At 61.3% G+C, this 17,930-nt stretch carries 16 protein-coding genes; 5 read left to right on the top strand and 11 right to left on the bottom strand.

Going from position 1 to position 17,930, the window contains the following annotated elements; genetic code table 11:
• Positions 1–100: 100 nt before the first annotated feature.
• The 3 genes from WKI89_RS09675 to WKI89_RS09685 are packed head-to-tail and all read left to right on the top strand — an operon-like array spanning position 101 to position 3,214.
• On the top strand, positions 101–1,627 hold the full coding sequence (locus WKI89_RS09675; protein ID WP_337869156.1) for a carboxylesterase family protein: 1,527 nt from the start codon (positions 101–103) through the stop codon (positions 1,625–1,627).
• A 23-nt stretch (positions 1,628–1,650) separates the two neighbouring features.
• Positions 1,651–2,301: a DUF5639 domain-containing protein gene (locus WKI89_RS09680; RefSeq protein WP_337869158.1), complete on the top strand. Its 651-nt coding sequence runs from the start codon at positions 1,651–1,653 to the stop codon at positions 2,299–2,301.
• Between the two features lie 43 nt (positions 2,302–2,344).
• Positions 2,345–3,214: an alpha/beta hydrolase gene (locus tag WKI89_RS09685; protein ID WP_337869160.1), complete on the top strand. Its 870-nt coding sequence runs from the start codon at positions 2,345–2,347 to the stop codon at positions 3,212–3,214.
• Between the two features lie 371 nt (positions 3,215–3,585).
• Here the strand turns inward: WKI89_RS09685 and WKI89_RS09690 are convergent, their stop codons facing one another.
• The 7 genes from WKI89_RS09690 to WKI89_RS09720 all read right to left on the bottom strand — a co-directional run bounded on the left by WKI89_RS09690 (position 3,586) and on the right by WKI89_RS09720 (position 11,627).
• The gene (locus tag WKI89_RS09690; RefSeq protein ID WP_337869161.1) at positions 3,586–4,866 is read right to left on the bottom strand and encodes a S41 family peptidase; all 1,281 of its coding nucleotides are present in this window, start codon (positions 4,864–4,866) and stop codon (positions 3,586–3,588) included.
• 9 nt (positions 4,867–4,875) lie between these two features.
• Complete coding sequence (locus tag WKI89_RS09695; RefSeq protein WP_337869162.1) at positions 4,876–6,117, bottom strand: S41 family peptidase; 1,242 nt, start codon at positions 6,115–6,117, stop codon at positions 4,876–4,878.
• A 300-nt stretch (positions 6,118–6,417) separates the two neighbouring features.
• Entirely contained in the window at positions 6,418–7,644 is a 1,227-nt protein-coding gene (locus WKI89_RS09700) for a SpoIID/LytB domain-containing protein (RefSeq protein ID WP_337869163.1), read from the bottom strand.
• Between the two features lie 171 nt (positions 7,645–7,815).
• Positions 7,816–9,333, bottom strand: a complete 1,518-nt coding sequence (bshC, locus tag WKI89_RS09705; RefSeq protein WP_337869164.1) for a bacillithiol biosynthesis cysteine-adding enzyme BshC — start codon at positions 9,331–9,333, stop codon at positions 7,816–7,818.
• 116 nt (positions 9,334–9,449) lie between these two features.
• The gene (locus tag WKI89_RS09710; RefSeq protein WP_337869166.1) at positions 9,450–10,091 is read right to left on the bottom strand and encodes a Crp/Fnr family transcriptional regulator; all 642 of its coding nucleotides are present in this window, start codon (positions 10,089–10,091) and stop codon (positions 9,450–9,452) included.
• 185 nt (positions 10,092–10,276) lie between these two features.
• Positions 10,277–11,095, bottom strand: coding sequence for a 1,4-dihydroxy-6-naphthoate synthase (locus WKI89_RS09715; protein ID WP_337869167.1), 819 nt, complete (start codon positions 11,093–11,095; stop codon positions 10,277–10,279).
• Between the two features lie 148 nt (positions 11,096–11,243).
• Positions 11,244–11,627, bottom strand: a complete 384-nt coding sequence (locus tag WKI89_RS09720) for a hypothetical protein (RefSeq protein ID WP_337869169.1) — start codon at positions 11,625–11,627, stop codon at positions 11,244–11,246.
• A gap of 153 nt (positions 11,628–11,780) precedes the next feature.
• Between WKI89_RS09720 and WKI89_RS09725 the strand changes: the two genes are divergently transcribed.
• Both WKI89_RS09725 and WKI89_RS09730 read left to right on the top strand, forming a co-directional pair.
• A complete protein-coding gene (locus WKI89_RS09725; RefSeq protein WP_337869171.1) occupies positions 11,781–12,491 on the top strand; it encodes a S24 family peptidase in 711 nt (236 codons plus the stop codon).
• Positions 12,492–12,571: 80 nt separating this feature from the next.
• Entirely contained in the window at positions 12,572–13,351 is a 780-nt protein-coding gene (locus WKI89_RS09730; RefSeq protein WP_337869179.1) for an ABC-2 family transporter protein, read from the top strand.
• A 111-nt stretch (positions 13,352–13,462) separates the two neighbouring features.
• Here the strand turns inward: WKI89_RS09730 and WKI89_RS09735 are convergent, their stop codons facing one another.
• Genes WKI89_RS09735 through WKI89_RS09750 form a run of 4 tightly spaced genes read right to left on the bottom strand, consistent with a single transcriptional unit; the run spans position 13,463 to position 17,423 of the window.
• Positions 13,463–14,575 (bottom strand): MraY family glycosyltransferase, encoded by a 1,113-nt coding sequence (locus tag WKI89_RS09735; RefSeq protein WP_337869173.1) that lies wholly within the window; start codon positions 14,573–14,575, stop codon positions 13,463–13,465.
• Between the two features lie 55 nt (positions 14,576–14,630).
• Positions 14,631–15,257, bottom strand: a complete 627-nt coding sequence (upp, locus tag WKI89_RS09740) for a uracil phosphoribosyltransferase (RefSeq protein ID WP_337869175.1) — start codon at positions 15,255–15,257, stop codon at positions 14,631–14,633.
• Between the two features lie 45 nt (positions 15,258–15,302).
• On the bottom strand, positions 15,303–16,151 hold the full coding sequence (locus WKI89_RS09745; RefSeq protein WP_337869177.1) for an aminoglycoside phosphotransferase family protein: 849 nt from the start codon (positions 16,149–16,151) through the stop codon (positions 15,303–15,305).
• 24 nt (positions 16,152–16,175) lie between these two features.
• Positions 16,176–17,423: an MFS transporter gene (locus tag WKI89_RS09750; RefSeq protein WP_337869180.1), complete on the bottom strand. Its 1,248-nt coding sequence runs from the start codon at positions 17,421–17,423 to the stop codon at positions 16,176–16,178.
• Positions 17,424–17,930: the final 507 nt, after the last annotated feature.

Genomic DNA, 17,930 nt, shown 5'->3' on the forward strand with positions numbered 1-17,930 from the left:
CCCTTGCCGTTTGACCATTTACCGATGGGATGAGTCACTAACCTCGATACCCTGGCCCTGGACACAGCCAGAAACCCCACTTCTCGAGCACAATAAAAACATGCATTGGATAGTTGTTTTGGGGGTTTTGCTCGGCGTAGCTTATGGTCAATCGGCTTTTGTACTCACCCCTCAGGGACGCATTCAGGGTGGCCTCAACGAACAAGCCCAGGTGGCTTATTTTCTGGGCATCCCCTATGCCAGGGCCGAACGCTGGAAAGCCCCACAGCCGGTATTGCGCCTCGAGGGGGTGTTCAAGGCCACCCAGCCAGGCCCGGCCTGCCCCCAGCGCGGGGTGTTCACCACCCGACTAGGGGGGTACATCCCTCCCCAGAGCGAAGACTGCCTGAACCTGGGGGTCTGGATGCCCATGGCCGCCCCCCCGTCCGGGGGCTACCCTGTGATGGTCTTTATTCACGGGGGCAGCTATACCGGCGGTAGCTGGGCCGAGCCCCTCTACGACGGCACGGCCCTGGCCTCTCAGGGCGCGGTGGTGGTGGGGTTCAACTACCGGCTGGGTTCGCTGGGCTGGCTGGCCCTGCCCGCGCTGCAGGGCGAAGACCCCCGCGGCTCCACCGGTAACTACGGGCTCTTGGACATGCTCGAGGCCCTGCGCTGGGTACAGCGCAACATCGCCGCCTTTGGGGGCAACCCCGATAACGTAACCCTCTTCGGGCAGTCGGCGGGGGGGATGGCGGTCTGCACCCTGCTGGCCGCCCCGGCGGCCAGGGGCCTCTTCCACAAGGCCATTATTCAGTCGGGGGGGTGCGAGTACGTGCGCACCCTGGAACAGGGGCTGGCCTGGGGTGAGCAGTGGGCCGCGCGGATGGGGTGCGGGGCGGGCGACCTGGCCTGTTTGCGCCGGATTCCTTTAGAGCGCCTCTTCCCGCTTGAGGATCGCAGCATCGGGGCGCTTTTGCAAAGGGTCGAGGCCGGGGAGTTTGCCGAGGTGCCCTGGAAGCCCCATCTGGACGGGGTTCGGTTGAACAAAGTACCCCTCCAGGCCTTGCGCGAGGGGGATGCGGCGGGCGTTCCTCTGGTGGTTGGGGCCACCGCCCAGGAGACCTGGGGGGAGCGTCTTGCGGGCCCGTCCGACTGGGCCGGGTTTGCCCGGCGTGTAGAGGAAAAACTGCCGGGGCAGGGGGCTCGAGCCGAGCAGCTTTACCGGGCCCGCACCGCTTCCCCCGCCGAGGCCTGGGCCTACCTCCAGACCGACCGGATTCTGCTCTGCCCCACACTGGCCGCTGGGCTGGCCCAGGCTGCGCACGCGCCCACCTACAGCTACCTGGTGGACTGGGCCTCGCCGGTGCTCGAGGGGTTGGGCAGCTTCCACGGGATTGAGCTACCCCTGCTGTTTGGCACCGAGACGAGCTGGCCCGCGCTGGCGCTGTTCCTGACCCAGGAAGCCCTGGAAAGCTCCCGCCCCCTGGCTCGGGCCTTGCAGGCCCAGTGGCTCAACTTTGCCCGCACCGGCGAGCCTTTTTTACTGGGCTGGCCCGAGACCAGGGCCGGCTATGCGATGGGCTTTTCCGCCCAGCCGGGCCGCATCCCCGACCCCTACCCCGAACGCTGTGGGTTGTTTCGCTAGGCCTAACTGAATAGCATAAAGGGGTGCCGGTACTTCAGGTTTCCGCCGCCGACCAGTACCTCATCGCCAGCGGCGACACGCCCTTGCTCGAGGTCTGGGCCGCCCTGCCCCAGGGGCTGTTTCCGCCCTTTCCCCCGGTCGAACTGCCGGGGGGCCTGGACGGCCTGCTCAAGCGCGGCGGCTTTGCCCAGACTTTTTTTATGGGCAGCGAGGTGCTGGGGCTCAAGTTCAGGTCGCCCAAAGGCAAGATTATTCAGGCTGGCGGCCTGACGGTAAAAAACGTGCAGGGCTACGACCTGGTGCGCCCCTTTGTGGGCAGCTTTGGGGTGCTGGGGGATGTGCTCGAGGCCACCCTGCGCCTGCGTCCCGGACGGGCCTCGGTGTTTCTGCGCCGAACAGGCGAGCTTTCCAACCCCCCCATCCAGCCCCGTTTCTTATGGCAGGCGCTGGCCCATACCTACGCTTTTCACTTCGGGCATCCCCTCGAGGTCCAGCGCTTCGCGGAAACCTTTGGCGGAGAGACCGTACAGGGGCCGCTGGACTACACCGGGCTGTTCCTCCAGGGTATGGGGGTGGGGCCGGGCAGCCTGAGCGATAGGCGGTTTAGCTGGGCCAACGGCGGGGCCAAGCCCGAGCTGCCCGAGGCCTTCAAGCACCTGATGGAGGCAATTTGAGGGGCTGAGCGGGGAAGGCCAAGCCCCAATACCCTAGGAACCTATGACGCCTAAATTTACCGTTCCCGACCATCTGAAGCCCTACCAACGCAGGTTGACTGTAAACGGGGTGGGTCTACACCTCTACGACTCCGGGCCGGCCCAGGCCCCAGACCCCACCTTTCTGCTGATTCATGGCCTGGGCGACGAGGCCGATAGCTGGCGCAAGGTGTTTCCGCTGTTGACCGGGCGGGGCCGGGTGGTGGCCCCCGACCTGCCGGGTTTTGGCCGCTCGGAGCACCCCCGGCGGGCCTACACCCTCAACTTTTTTGCCGATACAATGGCCGCCCTGCTGGAGAACCTTAAGATTCCGCAGGCCGTCCTGGTGGGCAGCTCGATGGGGGCCGCGGTGGCCCTGCGGGTGGCTCAGCGGCGGGCCGACTTGGTGGCGCGGCTGGTGCTGGTGGATGGCCCGCCGGTGCGGGGCAGGCTCAACCGGGTGCAGCTCATATTCTTGATACCAGGCCAGGGCGAAAAGCTATACAACAGCTTCCGCCGCTCACAGGAGGCTGCTTTTGAGAGCCTGCGGCCCTACTATGCCAGCCTGGACGCCCTGCCGCCGGAAGAGCGCCAGTTTTTGCGGGAGCGGGTCTGGGATCGGGTCTGGAGCGACGACCAGCGGCGGGCTTACTTCTCCACCTTCCGCTGGATGGCTTTGGAGAGCTTGTTGGGTCATCCCAACCCTGCCAGGCTGGGTCAGGTCAACGTGCCCACCACTATTGTCTGGGGCGAACAAGACTTGCCCATTCCAGCGGAGGCGGGAAAGCTGCTCTCGAGCTGGATTACTGGCGCAAAACTTCACCTCATTCCTGGCTGTGGGCACTTGCCGCAGCAAGAAAATCCACAGGAACTGGTTCGGCTGATCCTTCAGTAAAGGCGGCTGGGGTAGTTGTTTGATACGCATTTCGGTAGTATCGTTCACTTCGGCAAGCCTAAACGATACTACCGAAATGCTTTTCTACTCCCTTCGGTCGGCTTGAATCCTTCACCTCTGACTGCGTCCAACGGTGAAGGATTCAAGCGGAAACGGTATGATACCGGATTCAAAAAGATAATCTTCAAACGAAAAACCTTATGAGGCTATCTTTTTGAATCCTAGAAAACCCCCGTTGGTCGGGTTAGAGACTGTCTTAATATCTTCCCTCCCAACTAGAGGATTTTAAGACAGTCTTTAGTATTCTACCCACCCGGTGCGCGACACTCCTGCAAGGAAACGGGGGTAGTGGGAAGGTATGGGCTATGTGCTTATCGGTTGGCCGACCGGATTCCCAACGCTTCCAAAGCCTTCTCGAGCGGAAGGTCGCGTCCGGTGTTGGCGAGCTGCTCGAGGGAGTTCTCCACCACGAAATCTGGAGTGGCTCTGGCAGGATAGGGGGTGCCATCGGCAAAGAAAGCGCGGTTATAGGAGATGCTCAAAGCCCCACCGTTAATCAGGTTGAGGGGGCGGGTGGTGGTGTTGCCGATGCCCAACGTAGCCACCCCTACCAGGGGCGCCAGCTTGGCCTTCTGGATGGCCGAGGCCAGATACTCCCCCCCCGAGGCAGTGTTTTCGTCAATGAGCACCACCAAGGGCCCACGCCAACGGGCCACGATGGGTAGGTTAGCATTTTCGCTCTGGCCGTTGCGGGTTAGGCTGAAACGCCCATCTCGGATGCGGAATTCGGTGCGCTCGGTCTGGTAGCGGTCTACCAGGGCCACAAAAGGTTCATCTAGGAAGGCGGCTGCCGAGTAGATCATCTCGTTGAGCAGACCCCCGCTGTTACCGCGCAACTCCAGAATTAGGGCCCGGACATTTTTCTGCTGGGCCTCACGCACCAGCTCGTGCACCCGGCGTCCCACCTGGCCCTGGGCGTCGAAATCGGGAATTTTGAGGACGGCTACCCCATCGGGCCGAATGCGCAACGAGGGGAAGCGGGCTAGGTTGATTTCACGCCCGGTCAGGGTAATCTCGAGGCGCTGGCGCTGGGGGCCCCGCAGGATAGTGAGCACCACCGGGCGGCCTGTCTGCACAGCCTGTACCAAAAACTGGGCGGCCTGGTTGTCGTCGGATTGTTCGCTCAAGGGCCGCCCATTGACCGCCACAATGCGGTCGCCATAGGCCAGTCCAGCCTCGTCGGCAGGGCCACCCTCCACCACATCCACCACCAGACGGTCCCTCGAGCCCGGAATGGGCAGGTGGGTCACGCCAATACGGAGGGTGCGGGAGGGTGCGTTGCCCTGGCGGCTTTCACGGCTTCCACGCAGGGCTTCGGGGCTGAGGTAGTAGGTGTGATTGTCGTCCAACTCGCCAATCATGCGCTGGATGATGGGCACGGCCTGGTCGTAGGAGCAGGTGTCTTTCTGAGGCGCGCAAGTACGATCCAGTTCGGTTTGGTAGCGGGTGGTAAGTTCCTTGAGATTCTGGGTGGCAGGGCCGTTGTAGTAGAACTCCACGTAGAAGCTGGCTTGGTCGAAGAGGTCTTGTGCCGGTGAAGCCAGCGACAGCGAGCCAAGTACCAGGGCCAGGGTTGCAAACAGTTTACGCATAGCATCCACCTACCGCAGCATTTCCAGGGCGCGTTCCAGCGCCACATCACGCCCTGCGAAGAGGGCTTCTAAATTGTCTTCAACGACGACATCTGGGGTAATTTTGAGGGGAAAGGGTGAGCCATCCAGGTTGCGCATCCGCAGCGAAGAAACCGCGATAAACTCGCCATTGAGCAGAGGGCCTTCGGCGCTGCCCGACATACCCAGGGCTCCGGCGGTAGGTTCGCCCACTACCTTGGCGCGCCCTGCCGCCTGTAAAAAGTAGGCCAACATCTCGGCTGAATTGATGGTATTGCGGTTGACCAGCACCACCACCGGGATGCGGGCCAGATAGGGCTGCTCGACTGCGCTTTGCTCTTCCTTATCGCCCCCTTCGGCCTGTACGAATAGCTTGCCGCTTTCGACAGTGTGGGTTTCGTCCTGTCCCTGGAAGCGACGATCGTAGATGAAACCTCCCTTTCCAGTAAAGGCCGAGGCGCCCAGAAGGGCTTCGGAGTCATAGCCGGTGAGGGCGTCGCGCAGGTCTATTACCATACCCCGCGCACCGGCCTGTTCGGCCCGGCGGGCGGCATCGTGGATGCGTTCGGCAGTGGAGTATTCATCGGAACTGTACAGGTGGTAGATGCGCAGATAGGCGATGTTGTTGTTGATCTCGAGCCTGGGCTGCATGGTGGCCTCGGCAACCCGCGGGGTGAGGCTGAGGGTGCGGGCGCTGCCCTGGCGGCTATAACTCAGGCTAAAAGCGTTTCGTGCGGTCTCAGCCGCTGTTAAGCGAGCGAGGGTGGCCGGCTGTCCTCCGATCTGGGTAATCAGGTCGCCGCGCCGCAACCCGGCCTCGAAAGCCGGTTCGCCGGGGAAGGCCTCGCTCACCACCAGTCCACGAGGGGTTTCGCGTACCCAGACCCCAATCCGGGGGGCGGCAGGCCCCAGCCCTGCTCCGTACCGCTGATCGTCAATGAGCTGCTCGCGGGTCATCAGCACCGTGAAGGGATCGGCAATATCCTGCACGATGCGCCCGATAACCTGCCTGGCCTTGTCGAAGCCACAGCGTTCGCGCTCGGCGGCGCAGAGCTGATCGAGTTGGGGCTGGTACTGCCTTCGCAACTCGCGAAAGTTGGGTACTTTGGCGGGGCCGTTGTAATAAAATCCAATCAGGAAAGTGGCCTGGTCGAAAAGATCCTGGGCTGGGGAAGCCAGTGCCGGACTGACCATCCCGAGCACCAGCACACCGCTTACCAACACACGTCGCATGGTCATGCTTCAATATAAGCAAGAAAATGTTAAGCGAATGGTAGATTGACCCAGATTGTCCTGAAGGTGTGGGTTGATCCAAAACTAGATGTTATGTAAATCTGCTCAGTAGTTGCAACATCATGCAAAAACCCGTAGTTTCAATGCGTAGTTCGCCGCAGAAAATCGTTTGCACCTGGTTGGTATCAAAGTTTATCCTTCGTGGATGACAATGCTACGTGATTGGAGTTTGAGGATTTATGCAAGGGTCTCTCCGCGTTATTGGACTTTTCAAAGTTTGCCGAGACAAGGCGTATACCCTCAATCCCCCACAGATTTGCGGCCCCTAACGGTGTACTGGGGCTCTTTCACCAGCCAGGCCGCTGGAGTTTGGGTTGGACTGCTTGAAAAGGTGTGTAACCAATAGGTTGTGAGGGAGGGGTATCCGGCCCTGTAAAGTTTGTCCTGCAAACCGGCCACCACCTCGAAGCTGCTGAGAAAAGTGCCGGGATAGTAGTAGCCTAGAATTTGCCGGAAATCCCAGCCCTGCAGGGCCAGCCCACGGGCGCCCCACTGGCTCATGCCCACACCATGACCGCTGCCCTGCCCAAACACCTGCCAGCCATCGAAGCGCACCCGGGTGGAGGGTAGCCCCAGGCCCCTTAGAAGACGGGTGGACTGGGGCCCATCGAGCTCTACGCTGCGGCTGCTGCCCACGATGCGAAGTCGAAGCGGGCGGCCGCTCTCGCTGATGAAAAGAGGGGCTATGGACTGCACGGTGCCCACCTGAAAGCCCTGGCTGGCCAAGCCTTGGGCCACGGCTGCCGGCGAGAGGGTACGGCTCCAGGAGCTGCCGGGGCTCTGGGCGAAAGGATCGGGTCGCGAGACCAGGTAGGGCACGCTGCTGCCCCAAACCTCCGCCGAGGCTGCGGTATAGCCACCTGAATCGGAATGGTAGACGGCGGTGATGGGTTTTTGGTTATAGCTGACGATTAGACTGCGGGTCGCGTAGACCGCGCTGGTGTGGCGGGCGGTTTCTACCGAGCGCCCCAGGTAGACCTGGCAGCGTTCGGTGGCGCATAGGTCATAAAGACCCTGGGGGTTCAGGCGGTAGAGTGCGAATGTGCGGGCCAGAATGGCCTGGGCTTGCAACACCGCGTCCGGGAAGGAGGCCGGAACCTCGCTGGGAACCACCCCCAGCAGGTAGTCCTCGAGCCAGACCCGGTTGATGAAGAGCACCCTTCCGGCCTGCCACACCGCCAGGAGGTTGCCCCGGTAGGGGCGTCCACCCAGGGTAAAGCCATCGGCTGGGGCCAACTCCACCCAGGGCCCGACGCTCTGCCCAGCCACCAGTACCTCGCTTGGCCCTGCCGCAATCCGTAGCGTGCCCGCGCCAAAATCCTGGCTACCGTAGGCAGTATTGCGCTGGTGCGCCCCCAGTTGAACGCTCGCCGCGGGTGCCTCGGTGAGCAAAACCCGCAGCAACAGGTCTTGCTGGGCAAAAGCAGACCCCAGCAATAGGAAAAAAGTGACCCAGACGCGCAGCATCTTGCAACCTTACCCAGTATACGTGCCAGTCTGGGGCCAGCGTGTTCATCTGGTCTTCAGGTAACGCGCATCGAAAACCGCACCCCTCGAGGCGGTCATACGCATTTCGGTCGGCTTGAATCCTTCACCTCTGACTACGTCCAACGGTGAAGGATTCAAGCGGAAACGGTATCAGCTCAGGCTAAGGGTGTGGTTGCCGGTCGCAGGGAGCTGCTCGAGCTTTTCCAGTACCCGTTCGCCGTGCTTGAGCAGGTACATCGGGAATGGATAGACCCGCTCCTGGGGGATGTGGCTGGCCTGTGGGCCTGGGGGCGCCAGGTGGCGCTGCAACCGGGCGAACTGTGCGCCGATGGTGTTCTCCTGATGAAGAGCGTTATCCAGGATTTTGCGCTGAAGACGTTCTAACTCGTGCTGAACGCGTACCTGCGCGCGGTGGCGGGAGCGGGTGAGGGTGGGGTCGAAGAGCAGGGCCTGGATCTGCTCGAACTCGGCGGCGATACGCTCGAGGTGGGCCTGAATGGCCTGCGCCCTCGCGTCCTGTCGGGCCAGGGCAGCCTTGAATGCACCTTCGGGGTTGGCCTGGAAAGCCCAGGCCTCGAGGCCGTATTTATTGAGAATTCGCTCGATGGGGGGCTCGAGGAGGGTCAGGCCCATGCGGCGAATCACAGCGGGGGGTTCCAGCCCGTGCAAAGCATAGACCCCGCCCAGCTCGGCGACGTATTTAAGTTCGCCTGGCCCCACCACAAAGCCCACGGTGGGCAGCACCGTGTCTTGCAACACCGGCCTCAGGCCAGCCGCCGGGGTGAGGCGGGCTGGGTCGGTGGTCAGGATGGCCCGCAGATCGGCGGGGGTGTAGCGCTGCTCGCCGTCCTCGAAGTGTCCGTTGCGGAAGCGCAACAGGCGGCGAATTTGATCGGGGCCTTCCAAAAACAGGTTGGTAGCGGCCTCGCCTCGACCCAGGGCGGCCTCGAGGCCCGCCATTTTCATGGCCTGGGCGGTGCGGTTGATGGCCTCGGAAGAGGCCAGGGGGTCGGCGAGTTCGCGCTCCAGACCCGGAACAAACAGCGGCGCCAGCTCGGGGGCCATGGGGTCGAAGAGTACCAACCCACGGGGCCCGAGAAATTCCAGCATCAGACGGGCAAACACCTCGCTGTAGCTCCAGCTCCCCACCATGGCCCGGCAGATGCGCTCGCGGATATCGGGATACCCCCCAAAGGACTGGAGCAGGCTGCACACCTCGGCGAAATAGGGCTGAAAGGGAATGCGTCCGGCGGGGTGGGCGGGGGGAAGCTTCAGCCTTAGAGTATGCACCCGCTCCTCAAAGTCCAGGAGTTCGATGCTGCAAATTTCGTCGGTGTCGTGGTCTTGCGAGGCCACCCAGAACACCGGAACCACGGGCCGATCCTCTTGGTGGTGATCGTGGGCCAGTTGGATGGCGGCATGGGCTTTATAAAACGTGAAGGCTGGGCCGGTCAGAAGGCCCGCTTGCTGCCCGGTCACGATGGCCCGGCTTTTGGGATGGGCCAGTCTCTGGGCGGCCTCGAGGCTGGCCTGGGGTGCCCCCAACCGCCTGAGATAAGCCACCAGCCCCGCACTCAGCGCTTCGCGCGGAGCGGCTCTGGGAGCCTGTAGCAGAGCCGGTAAATTTTCAATGCCGAAAGGCAGGAACTGGCGCAGGGCGTCGGGCATGGCTAAGGGATTCTATCGCTTGGCTGCGGGTCACAGCGTAACTTGTTGCGGTTTTGGCCCAACCGCTGCAAAATTCCCCAGATGGGCCTTCATGGGCATACCCATAAACATCGCCTCTACAACGAGACCCGCTTGAGCGCATCGGGCTTGAGAATCAGGATGCGGCGGTAACCCAGTTCGATGGTATCGTTCATGGCCAGCTCACCCAGTACCTTGGTGATGGTCTCGCGGGTGGAGCCGGCCAGGTGGGCCAGATCCTGGTGTGAGAGGGTGACTTCCAGCCCCTCCTCGCCCTTGCGCATGGCCGCCAGCAGCGCTTTGGCTAGGCGGGGCAACACTTCCTTGAAGCGCAGATCGCGCAGGCGTTCCTCGGCTTTGCGTAGCCTGCACGAAAGCAGTTGCACAAATGCAGCCTGGGCTTCGGGGAAGCGGCTGGTGAGGCGCAATAAATCTTCCCTCGAGGCCGAGAGCAACTCACAGTCCATTAGCGGTTCGGCAAACACCCCGTAGCGCTCCGCAGGCAACAACGCCCCTTCGCCAAATATCTCGCCTGCTCCCACCACCGTGAGGGTGATCTCTTCCTCCTGAGGGCCGAGCTGAAACAAGCGTACCCAGCCGTCTACCACGAAATACAAGGTTTTGGCCTCGTCTTCGGGATAGCATACGTAGCTGCTACGCCGCGCCGTGAAGCTACGGAACACCCGCTCGGCTTCAGCCCTGGCTTCGGAGGGCAGCAGGGTGATAAACTCCGGAGTCATACCTTTCAATTTAGCCTCTAAACAGGAAACATCCCTGGCTGAGAATACAGATTGTAAGAGTCCTACCAGGTAGGGGTTGGTTGTACAAAGGTCTCAAGCAAGCCAAAGAATTCCAACCAAACGCCTTTTGTGCGTAGATGAAATGGGTCTTGAGACTGGTGTTGTAGCTGTAATTTGTACCAAGTTTAGATAAAGTTGGGCAACGTTGATGAAGGTATCAGGCCAGCCGCCTCGCCCCGTTTGAACAGCTCGTTTACAGCCTGTTCGCCTTCTGGCCCCACGTCCAGCGAAAACGCATTGACATAGGTGTGGATGTGGGCCCAGATCACCTCGTCTTGCAGTTCCTGGGCGTGCTGTCTGATGTAGGCCACGGTCTCCTCGGGGTGGGCGTAGGCGTACTCCAGGCTGGCCCGCACCGCTTGATCCAGCGCCCTGATGGTGGGGGCGCCCAGATCCCGCCTGGCCAGGATGGCTCCCAGCGGGAGGGGAAGCCCAGTCTCCTGCTCCCACCACTCGCCCAGGTCCAGCACTCTTTGCAGCCCGTGCAGGTGATAGGTAAAACGTGACTCGTGGATAATCAGCCCTGCGTCCACTTCGCCGCGCTCCACGCTGGGCATAATCTGGTCGTAGCGTATCTCAACGGGGATAAAACCAGGACTAAAAAGCGAGAGCAGCAGGAAGGCGGTGGTGTTGCGACCGGGGATGGCAATACGCTTATCCACAAGTTTGTCCACAGGGTTTTTGGCTACCAAGAGCGGCCCCACGCCCCGCCCCAAGGCCCCCCCGGAACGCAAAGCCACGTACTGCTCGCGCAAGCGGCCATAAGCGGCGTAGCTGATTTTGGTCAGGGGAAGTCTGCCCTCCAGGGCCCAGCGGTTGAGGGTCTCGACGTCTTCCAGCAGTTCGGTGATGGGGAAGGGGGCGGCGACTTTTTGATGGGCCAGGGCGTAGAAAATAAAGGTATCGTTGGGGCAAAAGGAATAGCCGAGCTGCATGCTGTTCATGCTACCGGCTGGTTTTTATGGGCAAAGTGACCGCGGTTGCTACCTTGTTGCAAAGGGTGGTTTCGGCGCTATGCCTGCGAAGTCTCGAGCCCCGCGGGGTGATGCTCAAAAGACGCCTCGGGAGAATTTCCCGAAGACGCCAGCGGGGTCATTTGGGGCCGGGGTTGCTGCTTTTGCTGCGGGGCTTCTTGCGGGGGGGTTTGGGGGGCTCGAGGTTCAAATCAGCCTTCTTGCCGACCCACTTCAACAGGTTGCGGAGGGTGGCCTCGAAGCCGACCCAGCCCAAAAGCGTGGCCAGTACCAGCAGGCTCTTAGGGGAGAGGGTGAGCCAGTCAGAGACCAGAATGGCCCCCAGGATGCCCCAGAAGGCGCTGCTAAGCACGCGCAGCGCCTGCTTCCAGAACCCGCCCCGCACGCTCTCCAGCAACACCTTCAAGAGCGCGCCTGCGCCGGTAAATGCGCCTACCAGGGCAAAAAGCTGCCAGGGCTCGAGGTTGGATAGCAGGTCGGGGGTGTTTGGGATTGGTTCCACGGTTCACCTATGTTCCAAGGAGGGGGCGGATGGTATTATGGTATAAACATAAATATGTATGTAAATTGGTTACAGATGAAATATCATTTAGTCAATATGAATAGGCAAGTTGCGTCTTAATCAAAATGACTTAGAATGACCGGAAGGAGAACCATGAACCTACCGCCCTGGGCCATCGCCATCCGCCAGCAGCGCCTGTACCTGGGCAAGTCGCAGAGCCAGGTAGCCCAGGAATCGGGGCTGCTCAACCAGACCGAGGTCAGCCGCCTCGAGCGCGGCCTGGTTCACCCCACCCTGCAACTGGGGGCGGCCAAACTGCGGGCTTTGCTGCGGGTGCTGGGCTGGAGCTGGGCCCAGTTCGCCCAGGCCACCGGTCTGGAGCTGGATTTTTCCGAAAAGGGAGCCCTCGAGGGCCTGAAGCGTCTGGAGGCCGGTCTGCACTTTGCAACTTTTCCCGTCCAGGCCTCGGCTATGGCGGGTCACAAAAGCACCGAGTCCAGCGAGGGTTTGGTTTCCATCCCGTTGGAAGATCTGAGAGCGCTGGGGGTGCGGCCCGAGAACGTGCGGGTCTATGCGGTGAACGGCGATTGCATGGTCTCCGAGAGCGTGCGGGGGATGGGCCAGAGCATCGCGCCGGGCGACCGGGTGGCCGTGGACATTGGGCGGATGCCCAGAGCCGGCGATGTGGTGGTGGCCTGGGACGGCCTGGGCGAGCGGATGCTCATTAAGCGCTACCAGGAGGAAGGCGAACATATCGTGTTTTATCCGGCCCGGCACAGCGTCCCGCCGGTGGTGCGCCACCGCGACGACCCGGTGAAAATCATTGGGCCGGTGGTGTGGCGCGGGGGGCCGTTTCGGGGGTAGGGTAGATGGGGCGCGAAGCCCGGATGCTTCACCCCAACCCTGGGGCGTTGCTGAGAGATTGGAAGCGGCCCGAAGACGATATGCGATACCTGCGCATACTACAGCACTTCTGGGGGACCGCCCTGGCTGCGGAGCTCGAGTACCGGGGCAATTTTCTGGTGGCGGCCCTCTCGGCCTTGGGCGGGGCCGTGGGCAGCATTTTCGGGATTTCGCTGCTTTATCAGGGTGGGTATCAGCCGGGAGGGTGGCGTTTCGAAGAGGCCCTGCTGGTGCTGGCGGCCTTCTTGATGCTGGATGGCTTTGCCTTCACCCTGCTTTCGCCCAACCTCAACCGCATCGTCGAGCAGGTGCAGAAAGGGACGCTCGATTTTGTCTTGCTCAAGCCGATGGACGCGCAGTTCTGGCTGTCTTTTCGCACCCTGTCGCCGTGGGGTCTCTCGGACTTTGGAATTGGCCTGGGGTTGTGGCTCTTTGCGGGCCATCGCCTGGAGTTGGGTCTGGCCGATCATCTGCTGGGCTTCGGGCTGTTGGCGGTGGCGTTTGTGATGCTTTATAGCCTATGGTTCATCATCGGCACCAGCAGCATCTGGTTTGTCAAGGTAGCCAACGCCACCGAGGTGTTGCGGGCTCTGCTCGAGGCCGGGCGTTTCCCTATGCAGGCCTTTCCGGTAGCCTATCGGTTTATCTTTACGTTTGTGGTTCCGGTGGCTTTCCTGACCACCGTACCCGCCGAGGCGGCGCTGGGCCGCCTGACCCTGCAAAGCCTGGGCCTGGCCTGCCTGTTTGCGTTTTCGCTGCTCCTGTTCTCCAGGATTTTCTGGCGCTATGCGCTACGGAGTTATACCTCGGCCTCGAGCTAGAGCACTCTTCAGAATTATTTAGCCACATACCAACTCGATAGCTGTGTCCTGCACAGCACAGCGGCCTCCCGGATGGGAGGCCGCGTCGGTGAAGAGTGCGATAAAACCCTCCTACAAGGCCGGTTGCTCGGCCTGCTGGGCGGTCTCCTTCCACACCGCCCGCAGCTTGCGCCAGACGGTAAAACCCAACAACGACGCGGTGCCGATGGCCGAAGCCAGAATTACCGTAAAACCAACCCCCTGCACCCACATGGCCACCAGGTTCAAAGCCAGGGTGATGATCCAGAGGGTAACGCTGGTACGGCGCTGGGAAAATCCCCTGGCCAGCAGCCGGTGGTGGATATGGTCTTTACCGGGTGTGGACATGGGGTTTTGGCGCTTGAGAAGGCGGCGGATAAATACCTGTGAAGTATCCAGAATGGGCAGCAGCAAAAACAAAGCGGTGGGAATAAGGGAAAAAACCGTGGTGACCTTGAGGCTGCCCAGCAGAGCGGTGGCGGCCAGCACATAGCCAAAGAAATAGGCCCCGGCATCGCCCATGATGATTTTGGAGGGGAAGAAGTTGTGTCGCAAAAACCCCAAAGCGGCCCCTGCCAGCGCCGAAAGTACCAGGGTAGCCGCCGCCCACTGGGGGTTCTGGGCCGAAACGGCCAGCAGGCTCATGGCGGTGATATAGGAGATGCCCCCCGCCAGGCCGTCCACCCCATCCATCAGGTTCACCGCATTGGTAATGCCCATTACCCAGAATAGGGTCAGTACCGTGCCCCAGAAGGGATCGAGAGCGGTCCCAAACGCCGCATCGAAGCGAATCCCCACGGCTACCAACAGCAAAGCACACAAAAACTGCACCAGCAGCCGAAACAAGGGCGGCAGTCCAAACTGGTCGTCTACAAAACCCACCAACACCAGAATGGCCCCTCCCAACAAAATCGCCAGTACCTGTATCTGAACTTCCTGGATCAAAATGGGGCGCAAGGCTGTTGCAACGATCAGGGCTGCCACCACGCCTGCGAAAATAGCCAGTCCGCCCGCATTGGGTAGGGGTTCTTTATTGAGGCGACGGGCATTGGGCTGATCGGCCCAGCCGACCTTTAGAGCAAACTGCCGTACCCTGGGAATAAAACGCCAGGTTACAGCCCAGGCCACCAGAAAAGTGAAAACCACAATCAGCCAACCCGAACCCGTGGGGTTGGCGATGCCGATAGATTTGAGAAACTCGTTCATACCCTGAACCGCTCCAGCTTATAGCGGATGGGTGAGGAATTGGGCAGTTCCCGGCCTACTTAGTACCGTAAATCCGGTCGCCGGCATCACCCAAGCCGGGCACAATGTAGCCGTGGTCGTTGAGGTGGCTGTCTACAGCGGCCACCACAATTTCCACATCGGGGTGGACTTCTTGTACCCGCTTTATTCCCTCCGGCGCGGCAATGATGCTCATTAGTTTGATATGGTGGGCTCCTTTGGCTTTCAAAATCGAGAGGGCGTGGACGGCGCTGCCAGCAGTGGCCAGCATAGGGTCGGTGAGGAAAACCCGCCGCTCGGCAATGTCGGAGGGTAGCTTGCAGTAGTATTCCACCGGTTGCAGGGTTTGGGGGTCGCGGTAGAGCCCAATATGGCCCACTTTGGCCGCGGGAACCAGCTTGAGAATGCCATCCACCATGATGAGCCCAGCCCGCAGAATGGCTACCAGGGCAAGTTTCTTACCCGAGAGCATGTGGGCCGTCATGGTAGTAAGGGGGGTTTCAATGGATACGGGGTCTAGTTCCAGGTCGCGCATGGCCTCGTAGGCCATGAGCATGGTGACTTCTTCCATGAGTTCGCGAAACTCTTTGTTGCCGGTGTTCTTATCGCGAATGATGGCCAGCTTGTGCTGTACCAGGGGATGATCTACCACGGTCAGTTTCATGCTGGGTGAATCGTAACACCGGGGCAAGGGTGGGGGCAAATCATATCAGGCCAGCTCTGGGCTAAACTCCTGGTAGAACCGCAGGGCTTTGGGCATCTTGTCGGCTAGAGCAGCCTCGAAGCCCGAGGGTTCTTTGGTGCGGAACCAGTGCATATCGTGGAGGTAGGTGAGGGGAACCCAGAAACGCAGACGGCGCCACAGGGTGTTGGGCTCAGGATAGTGAGACACAATCTGCCGCAAAGACGTTACCGCCTGCTCTTCTCCTAGTAGAACCAAAGTGCCAGTGGTCAGGATGGCCAGGTCGCGGGCGGGATCGTCGGGTTGGGCACGAATCCAGTCCACCACCAGGGCCTCCGGCACCCCCTGGGCCTCGGGGTGTTTGAGGAGAATATTGCCCGCGTGGGGGTCGCGGTGGCAAAAGGCCTGGGGGGTTCCGGCCACTTCTTCGATATGCGCCCAGAGCCAGCCGACCAACTGCTGGGCCTGGGACAGGTCGTGTAGGGTGTTGCCAAACTGCTGAAGGCGGTCTTGTAGGCGGGCGCGGCTGACCACACCGGGTTCTGGGATGGCATGAAGCCGCACGAAAAACTGGGCCAGCTCATCCAGGGCAGCCGGACTAAAGCGCTCCGGGGTGAAGTTGGCCCCTGGATAGCGCTTGGTGACCAGGATGCCGCACTGGTTCAGGCTGTGGGTTTCCACCACCCAGTCGCCCAGCCCGGCTTTGGTCATGTTGAGGGCCTCGAGCCGCGCGGCGTAGATACCGCCGGGTTGGGAGGTGGGGGGATACACCTTGAACACCAGCCCATCCCCGGAAAAGGTGCGGGCCTCGGCGCCCCCGGCCAAGGGGGTCAGGTGCATCTGGTAGCGGGCCTCGAGGGCCGGTAGGATCTCCACCTTGCACAGGATACCCGCACCCGGTCAGTCCGAGGCAACCTGCGGGGGCGGAACCGAGGGCTCGACCGTGGGAGGGGGTGTGTGGGCCAGGGTTTTGGGCCAGGGAAAGCGAACCATCCAGAGGGCCGCCGAGAGGGTGAGTAAGCCCATGATGGCCACGCCAAAGCGGGCCCCCAGGGTGTCTATCAGCAGGCCTGAAATGTAGGCCCCCAGCGGGCCCGAGCCCAGCAGAACCATCGAGTAGACCGACATCACCCGGCCCCGGATGCGGTCGGGGGCCAGGAGCTGCACGGTGGTGTTGGAGTTAATCAGGGTGGTGATCATGCCCAGACCCGCCAGGCCGAAAATAACAGCCACCCAGCTTATAGGCAGGGGTAAGGCCAGGGCTATAAGGGCGAGGCCCAGCAAGCCACTGCCCAGCACAGCCCGCAGGGGGCGGGCCTTAGAAGCCAGGGCCTGGATGAGGGCTGCCACAATGGAGCCCAGCCCCACCGCCGACATCAAGAAGCCAAAGCCCTGGGCATCGAGCTTGAGCTCGAGCCGCGCATAGGCCGGCACGATGGTCTGGAAGTTCATGCCCAACAGGCTGGTCAGGCCCACCAGCACCACCACCTGCCGCACCAGGGGATGCCCCCAGACAAAATGCATGCCCTCGAGGGCCTCGCGCAAGACCCCATCGCGCTTGGCCTCCACTTTGGGATTAGGCGCGCCGAACAGCACCACGATGAGCGGCAGGAAGGAAAGTGCATTGGCCAGGTAGCTCCAGGAGAGGCCAAAGCCCGCAATCAGCAGACCGGCCAGGGCCGGGCCCACGAGCCTCGAGGTGTTGAAGCCAAAGGAGTTGAGGGCAATGGCCCCTGGATAGCGCTCTTTTCCGGCCAGCTCCACCGTGAAGGCCTGGCGCACCGGCAGGTCGGCGGCGTTGAACATGCCGTACAGGAAAGCAAACACCAGCACATGCTCATAGCGCACCCAGCCGCCGGCGATGAGCACAAACATGCCCAAGGCCAGCAGGCCCATGCCGCCCTGGGTGATAAAAAGCAGGTTGCGGCGGCTGTAGCGGTCGGAGAGCACGCCCGCGGGTATGGAGAACAACAGCGAGGGCAGAAACTGCAAGGCCACCACCAGACCCAGCCGTTCGGCGCTGTTGGTGAGCTCGAGCACCAGCCAGCCTTGGGTGGCGGCCTGCATCCAGGTGCCCAGTTGGGAGAGAAACAGTGCGATCCAGTAGGTTCGATATTTGCGGTCACGCAATAGGGCCAATGCCAACACAAATCCAATCATACCCCCAAACTGACCGGCTGGTCAGTTTATACAAACTGTGTTCAAGCCGAAGAATAGCGAGGAGGGTTAGCTAATACCATCTCTGCGCGTGAGGAACGCGTCTAGTGTCCCTTACTTACCGCGCCACTAGGCGCGTCCGAGGGTCTCTTTATATTGCCTGTTGGATCACCTAACCGCAGACTTGGTATAAGTGCTCTGGTTGTGATGGTTTTAGCTCCTAATTATGATCTGGGGGTGCTCTGGGCACCTCATTTGGGGGACTTTACTGCATATCAACCCTTGACGTACCAGACCACTAGCTGCCTATCTCGCTAATTGTTTTTTGCAGCCAGCCAGCTTTCCAGACTTTCTCGGATGCGTTTGAAATGCCTTCGTGTGCTACCTGCAGTCTACCCTTCCACCCCCGCCATCCTGAGCAGAAGACGGCTGCGGATGAGGTTGTGCACCAGCAGAATCAGGTTCACCCGCGCCAGGAAACCTGCAAACGACCGGGCC

Origin of the sequence: Meiothermus sp., assembly GCF_037443965.1 — a bacterium.
Taxonomy (GTDB): Bacteria; Deinococcota; Deinococci; order Deinococcales; family Thermaceae; genus Meiothermus.